At 73.7% G+C, this 16120-nt stretch carries 16 protein-coding genes; 9 read left to right on the top strand and 7 right to left on the bottom strand.

The features are described 5' to 3' along the window. From CWIS_RS13085 to CWIS_RS13060, 6 genes are all read left to right on the top strand, one after another. On the top strand, positions 1–660 hold a 660-nt coding region (locus tag CWIS_RS13085), incomplete at its 5' end, for an ArgP/LysG family DNA-binding transcriptional regulator (RefSeq protein WP_048343751.1). Positions 661–884: 224 nt separating this feature from the next. Then, the gene (gene rplM / locus CWIS_RS13080; RefSeq protein WP_048343750.1) at positions 885–1334 is read left to right on the top strand and encodes a 50S ribosomal protein L13; all 450 of its coding nucleotides are present in this window, start codon (positions 885–887) and stop codon (positions 1332–1334) included. 33 nt (positions 1335–1367) lie between these two features. Then, positions 1368–1853, top strand: a complete 486-nt coding sequence (gene rpsI / locus CWIS_RS13075) for a 30S ribosomal protein S9 (RefSeq protein WP_048343749.1) — start codon at positions 1368–1370, stop codon at positions 1851–1853. Between the two features lie 167 nt (positions 1854–2020). After that, positions 2021–3367, top strand: a complete 1347-nt coding sequence (glmM, locus tag CWIS_RS13070; protein ID WP_048343748.1) for a phosphoglucosamine mutase — start codon at positions 2021–2023, stop codon at positions 3365–3367. Beyond that, entirely contained in the window at positions 3364–4014 is a 651-nt protein-coding gene (locus tag CWIS_RS13065) for a peptide deformylase (RefSeq protein WP_053071729.1), read from the top strand. Before glmM ends, CWIS_RS13065 begins: the two co-directional genes overlap by 4 nt. A 211-nt stretch (positions 4015–4225) precedes the next feature. Then, a complete protein-coding gene (locus CWIS_RS13060) occupies positions 4226–4957 on the top strand; it encodes a DedA family protein (protein WP_082156456.1) in 732 nt (243 codons plus the stop codon). A gap of 11 nt (positions 4958–4968) precedes the next feature. Here the strand turns inward: CWIS_RS13060 and coaA are convergent, their stop codons facing one another. Continuing rightward, entirely contained in the window at positions 4969–5934 is a 966-nt protein-coding gene (gene coaA, locus CWIS_RS13055; RefSeq protein WP_231583876.1) for a type I pantothenate kinase, read from the bottom strand. A 106-nt stretch (positions 5935–6040) separates the two neighbouring features. On the opposite strand from coaA, the gene glmS reads away from it, so the two are divergent. Genes glmS through CWIS_RS13040 form a run of 3 tightly spaced genes read left to right on the top strand, consistent with a single transcriptional unit; the run spans position 6041 to position 8643 of the window. After that, positions 6041–7897 (top strand): glutamine--fructose-6-phosphate transaminase (isomerizing), encoded by a 1857-nt coding sequence (glmS, locus tag CWIS_RS13050; protein ID WP_048343747.1) that lies wholly within the window; start codon positions 6041–6043, stop codon positions 7895–7897. A 3-nt stretch (positions 7898–7900) separates the two neighbouring features. Beyond that, positions 7901–8293, top strand: a complete 393-nt coding sequence (locus CWIS_RS13045) for a pyrophosphatase (protein WP_048343746.1) — start codon at positions 7901–7903, stop codon at positions 8291–8293. Further along, entirely contained in the window at positions 8290–8643 is a 354-nt protein-coding gene (locus CWIS_RS13040) for a holo-ACP synthase (protein ID WP_048343745.1), read from the top strand. Before CWIS_RS13045 ends, CWIS_RS13040 begins: the two co-directional genes overlap by 4 nt. A 55-nt stretch (positions 8644–8698) precedes the next feature. On the opposite strand, the gene CWIS_RS17750 is transcribed toward CWIS_RS13040, so the two are convergent. The 6 genes from CWIS_RS17750 to CWIS_RS13010 all read right to left on the bottom strand — a co-directional run. Then, a complete protein-coding gene (locus tag CWIS_RS17750; protein WP_053071728.1) occupies positions 8699–10153 on the bottom strand; it encodes a hypothetical protein in 1455 nt (484 codons plus the stop codon). A gap of 262 nt (positions 10154–10415) precedes the next feature. Further along, a complete protein-coding gene (locus CWIS_RS17745; RefSeq protein WP_053071727.1) occupies positions 10416–11780 on the bottom strand; it encodes a hypothetical protein in 1365 nt (454 codons plus the stop codon). Positions 11781–12020: 240 nt separating this feature from the next. Further along, on the bottom strand, positions 12021–14219 hold the full coding sequence (locus CWIS_RS13025; protein ID WP_053071726.1) for a DEAD/DEAH box helicase: 2199 nt from the start codon (positions 14217–14219) through the stop codon (positions 12021–12023). 9 nt (positions 14220–14228) lie between these two features. Continuing rightward, entirely contained in the window at positions 14229–14642 is a 414-nt protein-coding gene (locus CWIS_RS13020) for an HNH endonuclease (RefSeq protein WP_307722628.1), read from the bottom strand. Positions 14643–14686: 44 nt separating this feature from the next. Then, positions 14687–15673 (bottom strand): LLM class F420-dependent oxidoreductase, encoded by a 987-nt coding sequence (locus CWIS_RS13015; protein WP_048343743.1) that lies wholly within the window; start codon positions 15671–15673, stop codon positions 14687–14689. A gap of 59 nt (positions 15674–15732) precedes the next feature. Beyond that, on the bottom strand, positions 15733–16120 hold a 388-nt coding region (locus CWIS_RS13010; RefSeq protein ID WP_048343742.1), incomplete at its 5' end, for a hypothetical protein.

Genomic DNA, 16120 nt, shown 5'->3' with positions numbered 1-16120 from the left:
GGCGGGCGCTCGGCCGGCGAGGACGGTGCTCGCGCCGCGTCTGCGACCCGCCTCGCGATCGCGGTCAACGCCGACTCCCTGTCGAGCTGGTTCCCCGCCGCGCTCGTCGGCCTGCCCGACGACGTGGTCGTGGACCTGCGCCGCGAGGACCAGGACCGCACCGCCGAGCTGCTGCGCGACGGCACCGTGACGGCGGCGGTCACGGCCGACGAGCACGCGGTGCAGGGCTGCCGGGTCCGCCCGCTCGGGGCGATGCGGTACGTCGCGGTCGCCGCGCCGGACGTGCACGAGCGCTGGTTCGCCGACGGCCCGACCGCGCACGCGCTCGAGCGGGCACCGGTGATCGCGTTCAACCGCACCGACGCGCTGCAGCACCGGTTCGCGGCGCGGCTCGCCGGGCGCCAGGTCGCGCCGCCGGTGCACCACGTGCCGTCGAACAGCGCGTTCGTCGAGCTCCTCCTGGCGGGGCTCGGCTGGGGCATGGTGCCGCAGGGCGCAGCGGAGCGGCCCGTCGCGGACGGGTCGCTCGTCGAGCTCGCCCGCGAGCCCTACCTGGACGTGCCGCTGTACTGGCAGCACTGGGCGCTGCGCACGGCGACGCTGGACGACCTCACCGCGCGGGTCGTGCGGGCCGCGACCGCCGCGCTGCGCCCGGTGTGACCAAGTCCTGTTTTGACCCCCGCCGAGGGGCGCAGGTAGTCTGTTGAGTCGTTGTGCGTCCCTGTCGTGCGCCCGTGGCTTCTCACCACGCGGACCGATGGTCAGGCCCGGTGCGTTCCCACTCTCCGGTCCGCGGATGCGCCACCGACAGCATCGACCGGTTCTGCGCGCCCGCGCGCCGAGCCCCGGTCGCCACACGGCAACACGAGACGAAGGCAACGACCGTGCGTACGTACACCCCGAAGCCGGGCGAGATCGAGCGGAACTGGTACGTCATCGACGCGACCGATGTCGTCCTGGGCCGACTGGCCACCCACGTGGCCACGCTCCTCCGCGGCAAGCACAAGGCCACCTTCGCGCCCCACGTCGACGGCGGTGATTTCGTCATCGTCATCAACGCGGAGAAGGTCGCCCTCACCGGCAACAAGCGCGAGAACAAGCTCGCGTACCGCCACTCCGGCTACCCGGGCGGCCTGCGCGCCACCCCGTACACGGAGCTCCTGGCCAAGCACCCCGAGCGCGCGATCGAGAAGGCCGTTCGCGGCATGCTCCCCAAGAGCACGCTCGGCCGTCAGCAGCTCGGCAAGCTGAAGGTCTACGCCGGTGCGGCGCACCCGCACCAGGCGCAGCAGCCGAAGCCGTTCGAGATCACCCAGGTCGCGCAGCAGGCCTGAGGCCGGCGCGAGTAGAGACGACAGGACACCCACGTGGCAGAGACGACGGTCGACATCGACCTCGAGGGCGAGACGCCCACCAGCTACACCTCCGAGACCTCGGCCCCCACGGGTCGGGGCCAGAGCATCACCGCCCCCGGGCAGGCCCTCGGCCGCCGCAAGGAGGCGATCGCTCGCGTTCGCCTGGTGCCCGGCACCGGCGAGTGGAAGATCAACGGCCGCACCCTCGAGGACTACTTCCCGAACAAGGTGCACCAGCAGCTCGTGAGCTCCCCGCTCAAGGTCGTCGACGTCGAGGGACGTTTCGACGTCGTCGTCCGCGTGACGGGTGGCGGCACGTCCGGCCAGGCCGGCGCCGTGCGCCTGGGCATCGCCCGCGCGCTCAACGCCATCGACGCCGAGCACAACCGCCCGGCGCTCAAGAAGGCGGGCTTCCTCACGCGTGACGCGCGTGTGGTCGAGCGCAAGAAGGCCGGTCTCAAGAAGGCCCGCAAGGCGCCTCAGTACTCCAAGCGCTGATCCAGCGCGTGCCCGATGGCCCCGCCGGTCACCCGACCGGAGGGGCCATCGGCGTCTGTGGGCCGCGACGCGCGGTCCGCTCCGCGGCCTGACCGGCCGCCCCCCGCGCCCGGGAACCGGGCCGACGGGCCAGTAACGTTGCACGCGCGACGACGAAGGGGTCTGACATGGGTCAGCTGTTCGGTACCGACGGGGTGCGCGGGCTCGCGAACCGTGACGTCACGGCGGAGCTCGCCCTCGACCTGGCGGTCGCTGCGGCACACGTGCTCGGCTCGCGGGGCGAGTTCGAGGGGCACCGGCCGCGCGCGGTCGTGGGACGCGACTCGCGGGCGTCGGGCGAGTTCCTCGCCGCGGCGATCTCCGCGGGGCTCGCCTCCGCGGGCGTCGACGTGCACAACGTGGGCGTGCTGCCCACGCCGGCGGTCGCGTACCTCACGGCGAGCCTGGGCGTGGACATCGGCGTGGTGCTCTCCGCGTCGCACAACCCGATGCCGGACAACGGCATCAAGTTCCTCGCGAGCGGCGGGCACAAGCTCGACGACGACCTCGAGGCCGCCATCGAGGCGCGCATCGGCGAGGACTGGGACCGTCCCCTCGGCGCCGCCGTGGGCCGCATCCGCGTCGACACCGGCGGCGCGGGCGACTCGTACGTCCAGCACCTCGTCGGGAGCATCGCCACGCCGCTGACGGGCCTGCGGATCGCGGTGGACTGCGCCAACGGAGCCGCGAGCGAGGTCGGCCCGGCCGCGCTGCGCGAAGCCGGCGCGGACGTCGTCGTGATCAACGCGTCGCCCGACGGCCGCAACATCAACGAGCTGTGCGGCTCGACCCACCCCGAGCAGCTGCAGGCGTTCGTCGTGGCCTCGGGTGCGGACCTCGGTGTCGCGTTCGACGGCGACGCGGACCGCTGCCTCGCGGTCGACAGCTTCGGCACGCTCGTCGACGGCGACCAGATCATGGGCGTGCTCGCCGTCGCGCTGCGCGACCAGGGCGAGCTCGCGGGCGACACGCTCGTCGCCACGGTGATGAGCAACCTCGGCCTGCGCCTCGCGATGGACGCGGTCGGCATCACGACGCTCGACACCGCGGTCGGTGACCGCTACGTGCTCGAGGCGATGCGCGCCGGCGGGTACACGCTCGGCGGCGAGCAGTCGGGCCACATCATCATGTCGAAGCACGCGACCACCGGCGACGGCGTGCTCACCGCGCTGCACCTCGCGTCGCGCGTCGCGGCGACGAGCACGCCGCTGCACGAGCTCGCGTCGATCGTCCAGCGCCTGCCGCAGACGCTCCTCAACGTCCCTGGTGTGGACAAGAACCGCACCGACGACGAGGCGCTGCTGGCGGCCGTGGCGGCCGCCGAGGCCCGCCTGGGCCGGACGGGCCGGGTGCTCCTGCGCCCCAGCGGCACCGAGCCGCTCGTGCGCGTGATGGTCGAGGCGGCGACGCAGGACGACGCCGACGCGGTGGCGGGCGAGCTCGCGGACGTCGTGCGGGACCGGTTGGCGCTGTGACGACGCTCGACGCCCAGCTCCGCGACGAGGTGCTGCGGCTGATCGAGCGCGCGGGCGAGCGCACGGCGCCGATCGTCCGTGCGGGGCACCCCGTGCTCCGGGCGCTCGCGCGCCCGTACGACGGCCAGCTGGCCGACGACGAGCTCGCGGCCCTCGTCGCGCTGATGCACCGCACGATGCGCGCCGCGCCGGGTGTCGGGCTCGCGGCGCCGCAGGTCGGCCTGCCGCTCGCGCTCGCCGTGATCGAGGACGCCGGGGTGGCCGACGAGCGCGTCTCGGAGGTCCGCGAACGGGCGCCGCTGCCGTTCCGCGTCCTGGTCAACCCCTCCTACGAGCCGGTCGGCGACGCGCTCGCGTCGTTCTACGAGGGCTGCCTGTCCGTGCCCGCGTACCAGGCTGTCGTCGCGCGGCACCGTCAGGTGCGTCTCACGGGCGCCGACGAGACCGGTGCGCCGCTCGACGAGGTCGTCACGGGCTGGTCCGCGCGGATCGTCCAGCACGAGACCGACCACCTGCGCGGCACGCTCTACCTGGACCGCGCGGAGCTGCGCTCGCTCGCGGCCGCCGACGAGGTGGGCCTGCGCTGGGCGACCGAGCCGCGGCCTGAGGCCGCTTCGGCCGCGCTCGGGTTCGTCCTGCCCTCCTGAGCCCCGGAACCAGCGCCGCGCGCCGCGCGTTGGGCTGATCAGGGCCCCCGCGTCCTGCCTGCGGGTGCCGCGGGGTCGAACCAGGGGTGACCTGCGGATGACCGGGGGTCGACCAGGGTGGTCACGGGTGCCGCCGCGGCCCGTGGCACCGTACGGTGGACCACGGGGCGATGCCCGTGGTCAGCGGACAGCCTCGGACGGACGGAGCGAGATGGGTCTGGAGCAGTGGGCGCTCGATCTCGCGGGCTCGCCGTGGGTGTACCTGGCGATGTACCTGTTCGCGGCGATCGACGGGTTCTTCCCGCCGATCCCGAGCGAGTCCGTGGTGATCGCGCTGGCCGCGCTCGCGGTCGGCCCCGGCGGTGAGCCGTCGCTGTGGCTCCTGGTGCCCGTCGCTGCGGCGGGCGCCTTCACGGGGGACCAGATCGCCTACACGATCGGCTCGCGCGTGAAGGTGCACGAGCTGCGCCTGTTCCGCTCCGGCAAGGCGCAGGCCGCGCTCGCGTGGGCGGAGCGCGCCCTCGAGCGGCGCGGGGCGTCGTTCATCATCGCGGCCCGCTACATCCCGATCGGCCGCGTCGCGGTCAACATGACCGCCGGCGCGGTGCGCTACCCGCGGCGCCGGTTCACGCTCCTGGCGGGGATCGCCGCGATCACGTGGGCGTGCTACTCGACCGTGATCGGCGTGAGCGCGGGTGCCGCGTTCCGCGACCACTCACCGCTGTGGGGCGTCGTCGTCGGCGTCATCGGCGGGGTGGTCATCGGGATCCTCGTCGACTGGCTGCTGCGTCGCTGGATGGGCGGCAGCGCGCCGGCGGAGGCCGTGCCGGCCACGGCTGCCGACGAGACGGGCCAGGACACCGCCGAGACGGGCGACGAGACGAGCGGGGCGGTCACGCCGACGCAGGAGCGTGACCCCGGGACGCGGGTCCCTCCGGCCTGACGGCCCCTGGGCTACAGCTTGCGCAGGCGCACGCGCTGCACGCTGTGGTCGGCGCCCTTGGTGAGCACGAGCGTCGCGCGGCTGCGCGTCGGCAGGATGTTCTGCTCGAGGTTGGGCGAGTTGATCGAGTCCCAGATCGACTCGGCGCGCTCCACGGCCTGCTCGTCGGACAGCGACGCGTACCGGTGGAAGTAGGAGGCCGGGTCCGCGAACGCGGTCTGCCGCAGGCTCAGGAACCGGTCGACGTACCACTGCCGCACGTCGCGCGGCTTGGCGTCGACGTAGATCGAGAAGTCGAAGAAGTCGCTCACCGCGAGGCTCGACACCCCCTCGGCGGACGACCGTGCGGGCTGCAGCACGTTGAGGCCCTCGACGATCAGCACGTCGGGCCGCCGCACCACGATCTGCTCGCCCGGGACGATGTCGTACGTGAGGTGCGAGTACACGGGTGCGCTGACCTCGGGCCGGCCCGCCTTGACCTTCGAGACGAAGCGCAGCAGCGCGCGCCGGTCGTAGGACTCGGGGAAGCCCTTGCGCTGCATGAGGCCGCGCCGCTCGAGCTCGGCGTTCGGGTACAGGAACCCGTCGGTCGTGATGAGCTGCACGCGCGGGGTCGCGGGCCAGCGCGCGAGCAGCTCGCGCAGCAGGCGCGCGGTGGTGGACTTGCCCACCGCGACCGATCCCGCGACGCCGATGACGAACGGCGTGGGGGTGATGTCCTCGCGCAGGAACGTCGAGGACGCCGCGTGCAGCCCGCGGGTCGCCTCGATGTACAGGTCGAGCAGGCGCGAGATCGGGCGGTAGATCGCGTCGACCTCGGCGAGGTCGATCGGGTCGCCGATCCCCGCGAGCCGGTCGACGTCGGCGTCGGTCAGGGGCAGCGGGGTCGATGCCGAGAGCCGGCGCCAGGCCTCGCGGTCGAGGTCGACGTAGGGCGTGGAGGGTGCCAGGGACGGTGTCGACGACGACGGGAGCACAGAGACGATTGTGCCGGACGCAAGCCCCCTGGCACGTGACGCGGACGACGTCCGAGTCGTCGGGTACGCGGCCGATGCCCCGGGGATGCCCAGTAGACTCGCCGCCATGTGTGGAATCGTCGGCTACGTCGGTAGCCCGGTCGCCAGCGCCCGCCCGCTCGACGTGGTCCTGGAGGGCCTGCGTCGTCTCGAGTACCGCGGGTACGACTCGGCGGGCGTCGCCCTCGTCGGCCCCTCGCACGAGCTCGCGACCGCCAAGAAGGCCGGCAAGCTCGCGAACCTCGTCGAGGAGATCGACGCCCACCCGCTGCCCGACGCCACCGCGGCGATCGGGCACACCCGCTGGGCGACGCACGGCGGACCCACCGACCTGAACGCGCACCCGCACGTCGCGGGCCGGCTCGCGGTCATCCACAACGGCATCGTCGAGAACTTCGCGGTCCTCAAGGCCGAGCTGCTCGCCGAGGGCGTCGAGTTCGTCTCGGAGACCGACACCGAGGTCGCGGCGCAGCTCATCGCCCGCGCCTACGCCAAGACCGGTGACCTCACGCAGGCGATGGCGCACGTCGCGCGCACGCTCGAGGGCACGTTCACGCTGCTGGCCGTGCACGCCGACGACCCCGACACCGTGGTGGGCGCGCGGCACGACTCGCCGCTCGTCGTCGGACTGGGCGAGGGGGAGAACTTCCTGGGCTCGGACGTCGCGGCCTTCATCGCGCACACGCGCGAGGCGCTCGAGCTCGGCCAGGACCAGGTCGTGACGATCACGCCCGACGCGGTCGAGGTCACCGACTTCGACGGCAACGCCGCGCAGGCGCGTCGCTACACGGTCGACTGGGACGCCGCCGCCGCCGAGAAGGGTGGCTTCGCGTCCTTCATGGACAAGGAGATCCACGACCAGCCGCACGCGGTCGCGGACACCCTGCTGGGCCGGACCGACGTCAGCGGCCGCCTCGTGCTCGACGAGGTCCGCATCGACGAGTCCCTGCTGCGCGCGGTCGACAAGATCGTCGTCATCGCGTGCGGCACGGCGGCCTACGCCGGGCACGTCGCGAAGTACGCGATCGAGCACTGGTGCCGGATCCCGGTCGAGGTCGAGCTCGCGCACGAGTTCCGCTACCGCGACCCGGTGGTCGACGAGCGCACGCTCGTCGTCGCGGTCTCGCAGTCGGGCGAGACCATGGACACGCTCATGGCCGTGCGTCACGCGCGCGAGCAGGGCGCCAAGGTCCTCGCGATCGTCAACACGCACGGCTCGACCATCCCGCGCGAGTCCGACGCGGTCCTCTACACGCACGCCGGCCCCGAGATCGCGGTCGCCTCGACCAAGGCGTTCCTCGCGCAGATCACGGCCGCCTACCTGCTGGGCCTGTACCTCGCGCAGCTGCGCGGCAACATGTACGCCGACGAGGTCAAGTCGATCCTCGACGAGCTGCGCGCGATCCCCGACAAGATCCAGCAGGTGCTCGACCGTGGCGGTCGCGTGCGCGAGATCGCGCGCTGGATGGCGGACACGCAGTCGGTGCTGTTCCTCGGCCGGCACGTGGGCTTCCCGGTCGCGATGGAGGGTGCGCTCAAGCTCAAGGAGCTCGCCTACATCCACGCCGAGGGCTTCGCGGCGGGGGAGCTCAAGCACGGCCCGATCGCGCTCATCGAGCCCGGCCAGCCGGTGTTCGTCGTCGTGCCGTCCCCGCGCGGCCGGCACTCGCTGCACTCGAAGGTCGTCTCCAACATCCAGGAGATCCGGGCCCGTGGTGCGCGCACGCTGGTGATCGCAGAGGACGGCGACGAGGCCGTGCGCCCGTTCGCCGACGAGGTGTTCTACGTCCCGCAGGCGCCCACGCTGCTCGCCCCGCTGCTCGCGGTGGTCCCGCTGCAGATCTTCGCGTGCGAGCTCGCGACCGCCAAGGGTCTCGACGTCGACCAGCCGCGCAACCTCGCGAAGTCCGTCACGGTCGAGTGACCGGTGGAGCTCGCCGACGCGCAGCGTGAGGTCGAGACCATCAGCCGCGTCTACGCGCGGCTGCACGGGATCGAGCGCACCGACGACTGGGCGGTGCTCAAGCTGGGCGAGGAGGTCGGCGAGCTGACGCGCGCCTACCTCGCGGCCACGGGGCGCTCACGCCACCAGGGCGAGCCCGCCGAGCTCGCGGACGCGCTGCGCGACGAGGTCGCGGACGTGCTCGGCATGCTCATGATCGTCGCGCACCGACTCGGCGTGGACCTCGACGAGGCCGTCGAGCGCAAGTGGCTGCGGTGGAAGCACCTGGTCGAGGAGCAGGACCGGCTGCCGGCGCCGGATCAGGGCGTGACGGGACTGGGCCTGACGAGCCCGGGCGTGCCGGGGCAGGGCACGTGATCGCGGGCGTCGGGATCGACGTGGTCGACATCGCGCGGTTCGTCGCCACGCTCGAGCGCGTCCCCGCCCTGCGGGAACGCCTGTTCACGCCCGACGAGCGCGAGCTGCCCGCAGCGTCGCTCGCCGCGCGGTTCGCCGCGAAGGAAGCCATCGCCAAGGCCCTCGGAGCGCCCCCGGGCATGTCGTGGCAGGACGCGACTGTCCGGCGCGTCGCCGGAGCCCAGCCGGTCGTCGAGGTCACCGGTACGGTGCTCGCCCGGGCGTCCGAGCTCGGCATCGCACGGTTCCACCTGTCGATCTCGCACGACGCGGGCATCGCGTCCGCGGTCGTCGTCGCCGAGCGCGACTGACGCGAAGGCCCCGCCCCCCGGCGGGACGAGGCCCTCGCGTGCGGTCGGGCTGCCGCTAGCGGCGGATCGTCCTCGTCGCGGAGTACGCGGTCCCGTTGTGGTAGCCGGTCTTCGAAGCCGTGACCTTGACGCGGATCGTCCTGCCCGCGTCCGCGCTGGTCAGGACGTAGGTCGAGGCGGTCGCGCCGGGGATCGCCGCACCGTCACGCTGCCACTGGAACGCGTACCGCAGACCGGAGCGCGACCAGGTCCCGGGCGACGCGGTGAGCGTCCGCCCGACCGCGGCGACCCCGGTGATCGTCGGAGCGCCCGTGACGGTCGGCGCTGAGCCGCGCCGGACGGTGTTCGTCGGCACGGACGTCCGCACGCCGTGCCCGTACCCGTCGACGTACGGACGCAGCCGGGTGCGCACGGAGATGGCAGCGCCGCGGTCGGCGGCCCGCAGCCGGTAGGTCGACGCGGTCGCGCCGGAGATCGGCGCGCCGTCGCGGAGCCACTGGAAGCTGACCTTGCCCTTGACGGACCACGTGCCGGCCTTCGCCGTGAGGGCCGCGCCGACCTGGGCCCGGCCGGTCACGGTCGGGACGGTCCGGGGCTGTGCACCCAGGACGTGGACGTCGACCCGGGACGCGCCGCCGGCGAACGACGAGGCGGTCGTCAGCGAACGGGTCAGCGCGCGGTTCTTGCCGCCGTAGTAGTACGCGTCCTCGAAGTGCACCGTGTCGTCGCCCGTGTCCACCGGGATCGCGACCGTGTAGCGTGCGCCCGCGAGCAAGCCCTGCGTCGGGAGCGTGAGCTGGACGGCCTCGCCCGACGCGGTCGTGGCGGCGCGCGTGGCACGCGCCTGGGCTGCGGCGCCGGCGGTGGCCGCCGCCGAGGCGAGCTGCTCGCCGAACGGGAGCGTGCCGTCGCCCGGGCCGATCAGGTCGGCGAGGAGCGCGTTGCCCGCGATACCCATGAGCCGACCGTTCCCGGGCTCGACGACGAAGAAGCCGGCCGGCGACCAACGAGGCTCCTTGCCGTCGGATGGAAGCACGACCGTCACGTCGGTGGCCTTCGCCGAGGCGTGCGCGGTGACCGCGAGCCCCGTGGTCCCGGCCCTCACGAGCGTGGCGTCGGCGGCACGCGCCACGAGTGCGCCGGGCGTGTAGTAGCCCCCGCCCATGACACCGAGGACGTCCAGGACGCTGATCTGGTACGACCGTCCCGCCTTGAGCCCGGTGAGGCTGAAGGAGCCGTCGGGCTCGGGGAAGGCGAAGGCCGACGCGTCCTCGCCCGTCGCGCCGGGCGCCCACGCCATCACCAGCGTGAGCTCGGTGTCCGTGCCCGTCGGGGCCGACAGGGTGCCGCTGATGCTCGTCGTGGTGGCCGCCGTGGACGTCGTGGAGGTCGAGGTCGTCCCGGCCGCCGCGGCGGGCGTCGCGCCCGCGAGCATGGCGCCGAGGACGGCGACGAGCGCCAGGAGCGCGACGAGCACGCGCGGACGGGCAGGGTTCGAGATCTGGTGCATGGGCGTCCTCCGGTCGCCGGGCGCGGCACGGTGACGCGGCCCGTACGCGAGGGTCCCGCATCCCGCGGACGACCTCGTGCCGCTGTCACCCGAACGGACCCTGCGCCCGCCCGAGTGCTCCCGGTCTGCCCGCGTGACCTGCCCGTGCCGGGTCCCGCTTCGGGTGACGACGCCAGCAACGGCGCGTCGTCGCGGGCAGCACGAAGGCCCCGTCCCGAGGCGGACGGGGCCCTCGTGGTGGTGCTGGACGACGGTGGTGGTGCTACTTGACGGTGGTGGTGCTGGCCGAGCGTGCGGTGCCGGTGGCGTAGCCGGTCCGCTTGGCGGTGACGCGCACGGAGATCTTCTTGCCGGCGTCGGCCTTGGTCAGCGCGTACGTCGACTTCGTCGCGCCGGTGATGTCCTTGCCGTCGCGCAGCCAGCGGTAGGAGTAGGTCAGCCCCGTGAGGTTCCAGCTGCCGCGGGAGGCGGTGAGCTTCTTGCCGACCTTGGCGGTGCCGCTGACCTTGGGCGCGGCGGTGGCCTTCGGCGCAGCGCCCAGGGCGACCTTGGCGGTCTGCGCGGACGACTTCACGCCGTAGCCGTAACCCTTGATGGTCGGCTTGAGCGTGGTGCGCACGGACACCCTCGCGCCGTGGTCACTGCCGCGCAGCGTGTACGTCGAGGCCGTCGCGCCGGAGATGGCCTTGCCGTTGCGCAGCCACTGGTAGGACACCGTGCCGGCGAGCGAGAACGTGCCGGCCTTCGCGGTGAGGGTCTTGCCGACCTTCGCGGTGCCGGTGACGGTCGGAGCGGTCTTCGCGGTGGCGCCCAGGACGTGCCAGTCGACCTTTGTCGTGCCGCCGGTGAACGTCGCCGCCGACGACAGCGACCGGGTGACGGAGCGGTTCACGCCGCCGTAGAAGTAGAGGTTGTCCTCGAAGTCCGGCGTCGCCTCGCTCGGCACGGCGACTGCTGCCAGCGTGTAGTCCACGCCCGAGACGAGCCCGGCCGTCGGCATGTCCATGCGCGTGACCTCGCCGTCCGCGAGGGCTGCGAACGAGCCCCGCAGGGGGCTCGCGGTCGGGCCCGCGCGCATGGCTCGCGCGTCTCCGGAGCCCGCGTTCCCGACGAAGCCGGTGATGCGGCCGTTGCCCGGCTCGAGGACGTAGAAGCCCGCGGGGTTCCACGTGGGGTAGGTCCCGTCCGCGGGGAGCACGATGCCGATGTCGGTGGCGGGCGCGGACGCGCGCGTCCGGATGGTGATCCCGGTGCTCCCGGCCTTGACCAGCGTCGCGTCGGCGGCGGCGGGCACCAGCTTGTCGCGCGTGTAGTAGCCCGCGCCGGTCTTCCCTGAGTAGTCGATGACGCTGAGCTGGTAGGACGTGCCCGCCTCGAGCTCGTCGAGCGTGAAGGAACCGGTGCTGTCGAGTGAAGCAGTGTCCGTCACGTCGTCGAACGTCGCCGTCCGCTCCCAGGCGACGACCGCGATCGCGTCGAGGTAGGCGCCGGACGGCACGGTGACCCGGCCGCTGATGGTGGCCGACGCGGCGCTCGCGGGCGCGGCGGCGACGAGGGTCGCCGCGAGCAGCGTCCCGCTCGTCGCGAGTGCCAGGAGCGCGCGGGAGCGCGTCTTCGTGATCGTCATGGGTGTCCTTCGGTCGCGTGGTGATCGGGCGAGGGGACTGGCCCCCGGGTGCTGGGATGGGGGCCCTGCGAGTCCTCAGCCGCGGGGGCTCGTCGGGCGCATCGGCCCGGCGTGAGGATGGCGCACTTCGCTGACCTGCACGTTCACCGTCACCCGTACGGCGCGCGCGAGTTGCCCCGGTTGTCCGTTGCGTCGGCCGCAGGCGCCCGGACGTCACCCGCACGGGGGAGCCCGAAGGTCCTACGCGCCGGCGAGCCTGGCCTGCTCGTCGGCGACGATCGCGCGGGCCAGGTGCGGCGCCGAGACGTCGATCGCGGCCGCGGCCGCGTCGGTCAGCGCGGACTCGCGCACGTACGCGTCGAAGACTCCGCGCTTGGTCTCGAGCGTCTCCAGGAGCCGTTGGTCGACCGAGTCCTCGACGATCAGCCGGTGCACCCGGACGGTGCGGACCTGGCCCATGCGGTGAGCCCGCGCGATCGCCTGGGCCTCGAGCGCGGGGGAGACCTGCGGCTCGCACAGCACGACGACCGAGGCGGCCTGGATGTTGAGGCCGACGCCACCGGCACGGACCTGGGCGACGAGCACGGCCGGGCCGGGCGCGGCGGTGAACTCGTCGACGAGGCGCAGCCGCGCGGCCGCGGACGTGGAGCCGGTCAGCGGCCCGAGCACCGCGGTCGTCGGTGACAGCGCGGCGTGCACGACGTCGAGGACCTCGCGGAACCACGAGAACACGACGACCTTGTGACCGTTCGCCCCGGCCTCGGCGCAGATCTCGAGCAGCCGCTCGAGCTTGGCGCTCTCGCGCGGGTCGGTCGAGACGAACGCGGCGCGACGCATCGCCGGGAAGCTGCCGGCCTCGACCGCCGCGCGGTAGGCGGCGCCGTCGACCGCACCGAACTCCTCCCACTCGTCGACCTGGACGAGGGGCGGGAGCTCGGCGAGCACGTCGTCGAGGTTGCGCCGCAGGTACACGGGTGCGACCGCCGAGCGGAACGCGTCCGCGCCGGCGGCGCCCGCGCCCGGGTCGATCGCGTCGGCGAGCTCGGGGCGCAGGTGGCGCACGAGCGCGCAGAACTCCTCCACGGTGTTCTCCATCGGCGTCCCGGTGAGGAACAGGACGCGGTCCGAGCGCGCGGCGACCCGGGCGACGGCCTGGCTCCGCTTCGCGTCGGGGTTCTTCACGAAGTGGGCCTCGTCGACGACGAGCATCGCCGGGCTCGCGTCGTCGAGGGCGAGGCGCCGCAGCGTGCTGAACGTGGTGACCGCGACGCCGCCGTGCGCCACCCAGTGCGCCGCCGCCTCGTCGCGTGCGTCGCCGTGCAGCAGCAGCGCCGGCAGTGCGCTGTGCGTCGCGAGCTCACGCACCCAGGTGTGCACCACGGACGCGGGGGCGACGACGAGCACGTTCGTCGCGCCGCCCGCGACGAGGTGCGCCATCGCGGCGATCGCCTGCACCGTCTTGCCGAGTCCCATCTCGTCGCCGATGATCACGCGCCGCTGCACGAGCGCGAACCGCGCGCCGAACGCCTGGTAGCCGCGCAGCGACGCGCGCAGCAACGACTCGTCGAGGTGCTGCGCCCCGATGCGGCCGACGATCTCGCCGGGCAGGAACCCGGTGGCCGCGGCGACGTCCTCGCGGAGGTCGACCAGCGGGGCGAGCAGGGCGTAGTACGTCGCCGAGCGCCGTTCGAAGTCGGCCCACGCCGCGGTCGTCGGCACGACGTGGCGGACGGTCTCGGAGATGCGTGTGGCGGCGCGGGCGACGTCGGCGGACCGCGCCCACGCCACGAGGTCGGTCAGGTGCGCGACCGCCTCGTCGGCTGCGGCCTTGCGCGTGCCGCCGATGAACAGGCGCCGCAGCGGTCCCGCGGCCGCGGGCGCCGCCGTGAGGCTCGCGCGCGACACGTCGTGGACCAGGCGGCGGAGCTGGGGGACGAGCGTCTCGTCGTCCCCGACGACGGCCTCCCACGTGCGCACGGCACGCAGCAGCTCGGTCGCGAGCCGGTCGGACGGATCGACCTCGATGCGCAGCTGGACGCTCTCGCGCGCGGCACGCGCGATCTGCTCGGCGGCGGCGACGAGCCGCGCGGCGGACTGCGGGCCGATCCCCGGCGCCGCCTGCAGGCCGTGCGTGCCCGCGCGCAGCACGTCGGCGATGGTGCGCACCCCGTGCGCGGCGAGGCCGTCGAGCGAGAGCCGCCCCTCGGTCACGTCGCGCACGCGATCGACGGGCACCCGCGCGAGGTCGGTCTCGGCATGACGTGCCCGCATCGCCTCGAACGCGCTCACCACGGCCGAGCGCGCACCGTCGACGTCGGCGACGAGCGCCGCCGCCCAGGCGGCCTGCGCCCGTGCGTCCCCGAGCAGCGCGATCACGTCGGCGCGGCCCGCCCGACGCGGTCGACCGACCTCGCCGCGCGCCTCGTCCTGCGTGATCACGGCCCGAACCTAGCCGCCCGGTGCCTCGTCGGCGTCCGGCACGAGGTGGGGAACCGGCTCGGCACGGTCCTGCTCGGCGCGGACGAGCTCGACGCTGATGGCCTGGTGGCGCAGCAGGAACGCCGCCTCGTCGAGGCGCTTGACCCGCAGCCAGTGCGTGACCTCCTGGTTGCACTTGCTCGCGTTGCACGAGCGGCACGCGGGCACCACGTTGTCGAGCGTGTAGCGCCCGCCTCGGGACAGCGGCAGGACGCAGTCCTTCTGCAGCGGCACGTCCTGCGCGCCGCAGTACGCGCAGCCCGACCACGCGGCGCGCAGCGCGCCCCACTGCTCGGCGGTCAGGTCGTTGTCCGCGCGCGCCATGCGCGAGCTGCGCCGCCGGGCGTACCTCGCCGCGGCGGCCCGGCTGCGCACCTTCTTCACGCGGGCAGGCTAGCCGCCCGGGGCGCGGACCCCGCGCAGGCGCGTCAGCGCAGCTCGGGGACCACCTGCGACTCGAAGAGCTCGATGCTCGAACGGTCGTAGGCCGCGTCGGCGAAGTACGTGATCGCGTACCCGAGACCGAGACCGCGCAGCTCCTGGAGCGTGGCGACGATCTGCTCGGGCGTGCCGACGAGCGGGCCGCGGCGCAGGTCCTCGGCCGTGCTCGCGGCCTTGTCGGGCACGGTCAAGGACAGGTGCTCCTCGATCCACGCGAACTTGTCGTCCACATCGGCCTGCGTCTCGCCGATCACCACGTTGTAGTTGGCCGACCGCGTGATCTCGGCGACGTCGCGCCCGATCGCGGCGCAGTGCTCCGCGAGCACCGCCGACTTGTGCGCGAAGCCCTCGGGTGAGCCGTCGAAGTTCGTGTACTGCGCGTGCTCGGCCGCGATCCGCAGCGTCTTCTTCTCGCCGCCGCCCGCGATCCACAGCGGCGGACCGTCGACCTGCAGCGGGAGCGGCGAGAGCTGCGCGCCCGCCACCTGGTAGTGCGCACCGTCGAACGTCGCGACGCCGTTGGTCCAGAGCTGCTTGAAGATCTGCACGCCCTCGTCGAGCATCGCGATCCGCTCACCGGCGCGCGGGAAGCCGTAGCCGTACGCGCGCCACTCGTGCTCGTACCAGCCCGCGCCGATGCCCATCTCGACGCGTCCGCCCGAGATCACGTCCGCGGTCGTCGCGACCTTGGCGAGGTAGGCGGGGTTGCGGTACGCCATGCACGTGCACATCTGCCCGAGCCGCACACGCGACGTGCTCGCGGCGAACGCGTTGATGAGGCTCCACGCCTCGTGCGTCGCCTCGCCGTTGGGCTCGGGCACAGCGTGGAAGTGGTCGTAGACCCAGATCGACTCGAACGCGTCGCCCTCGTCGGCGTGCCGGGCGAGCCCGCTCATCACCGCCCAGTGGTCGCGCGCGTCGATGCCCGTGAGGTCCTGGCGCCAGCCCTGCGGGATGAAGAGTCCGAATCGCATGTGCCGCACGTTACCGCCGGGCCGCGAGCAGGGCAGGCCGCGAGCAGGTCGCGAGAAGGTCAGGCGGGGAGCGACTCGCCCAGTCGCACGACGAGCGCGGCGACCCCCGTGCCGAGGGCGGCGGCCGCGGTGACCGCCGCGACGATCAGCACCAGCGTCGCGCGCGTCGTGCGGCCCTGCCGGCGGGGCGTGGCGTCGGCCGGGTTCGCGGGGTCCACCCAGACGGTGCCGTCGAACGTGTACGGCACGCCGGGCGCCCGCACGAGCCAGACGAACAGGTGCGCGCGCAGCGGGTGTCCGTGCGGGTCGGGGTACTCCACGTCGACGAACGTGCCCGGCCCCACGTAGGTGCTCGAGAGCTCGCGGGCGGGGACCCGCACGCGCGGCACGCGCCGCGCCGCCGCGAGCGCGCGGAACCCGGCGACGGCGAGGACGACGGTGAGCGCG

The sequence above is a fragment of the Cellulomonas sp. A375-1 genome, assembly GCF_001040865.1.
Taxonomy (GTDB): Bacteria; Actinomycetota; Actinomycetes; order Actinomycetales; family Cellulomonadaceae; genus Cellulomonas; species Cellulomonas gelida.
Note: the sequence above shows the minus strand (reverse complement) of the source record. Positions and strands in the feature narration are given on the sequence as shown.

What these genes read in the sequence shown, in the direction of transcription:
- CWIS_RS17750 (WP_053071728.1), bottom strand. Translation starts at nt 10,153, where the DNA reads ATGCACCAGATCTCGAACCCTGCCCGTCCGCGCGTGCTCGTCGCGCTC.
- CWIS_RS17745 (WP_053071727.1), bottom strand. Translation starts at nt 11,780, where the DNA reads ATGACGATCACGAAGACGCGCTCCCGCGCGCTCCTGGCACTCGCGACG.
- CWIS_RS13015 (WP_048343743.1), bottom strand. Translation starts at nt 15,673, where the DNA reads ATGCGATTCGGACTCTTCATCCCGCAGGGCTGGCGCCAGGACCTCACG.
- glmM (WP_048343748.1), top strand. Translation starts at nt 2,021, where the DNA reads ATGGGTCAGCTGTTCGGTACCGACGGGGTGCGCGGGCTCGCGAACCGT.
- glmS (WP_048343747.1), top strand. Translation starts at nt 6,041, where the DNA reads ATGTGTGGAATCGTCGGCTACGTCGGTAGCCCGGTCGCCAGCGCCCGC.
- CWIS_RS13060 (WP_082156456.1), top strand. Translation starts at nt 4,226, where the DNA reads ATGGGTCTGGAGCAGTGGGCGCTCGATCTCGCGGGCTCGCCGTGGGTG.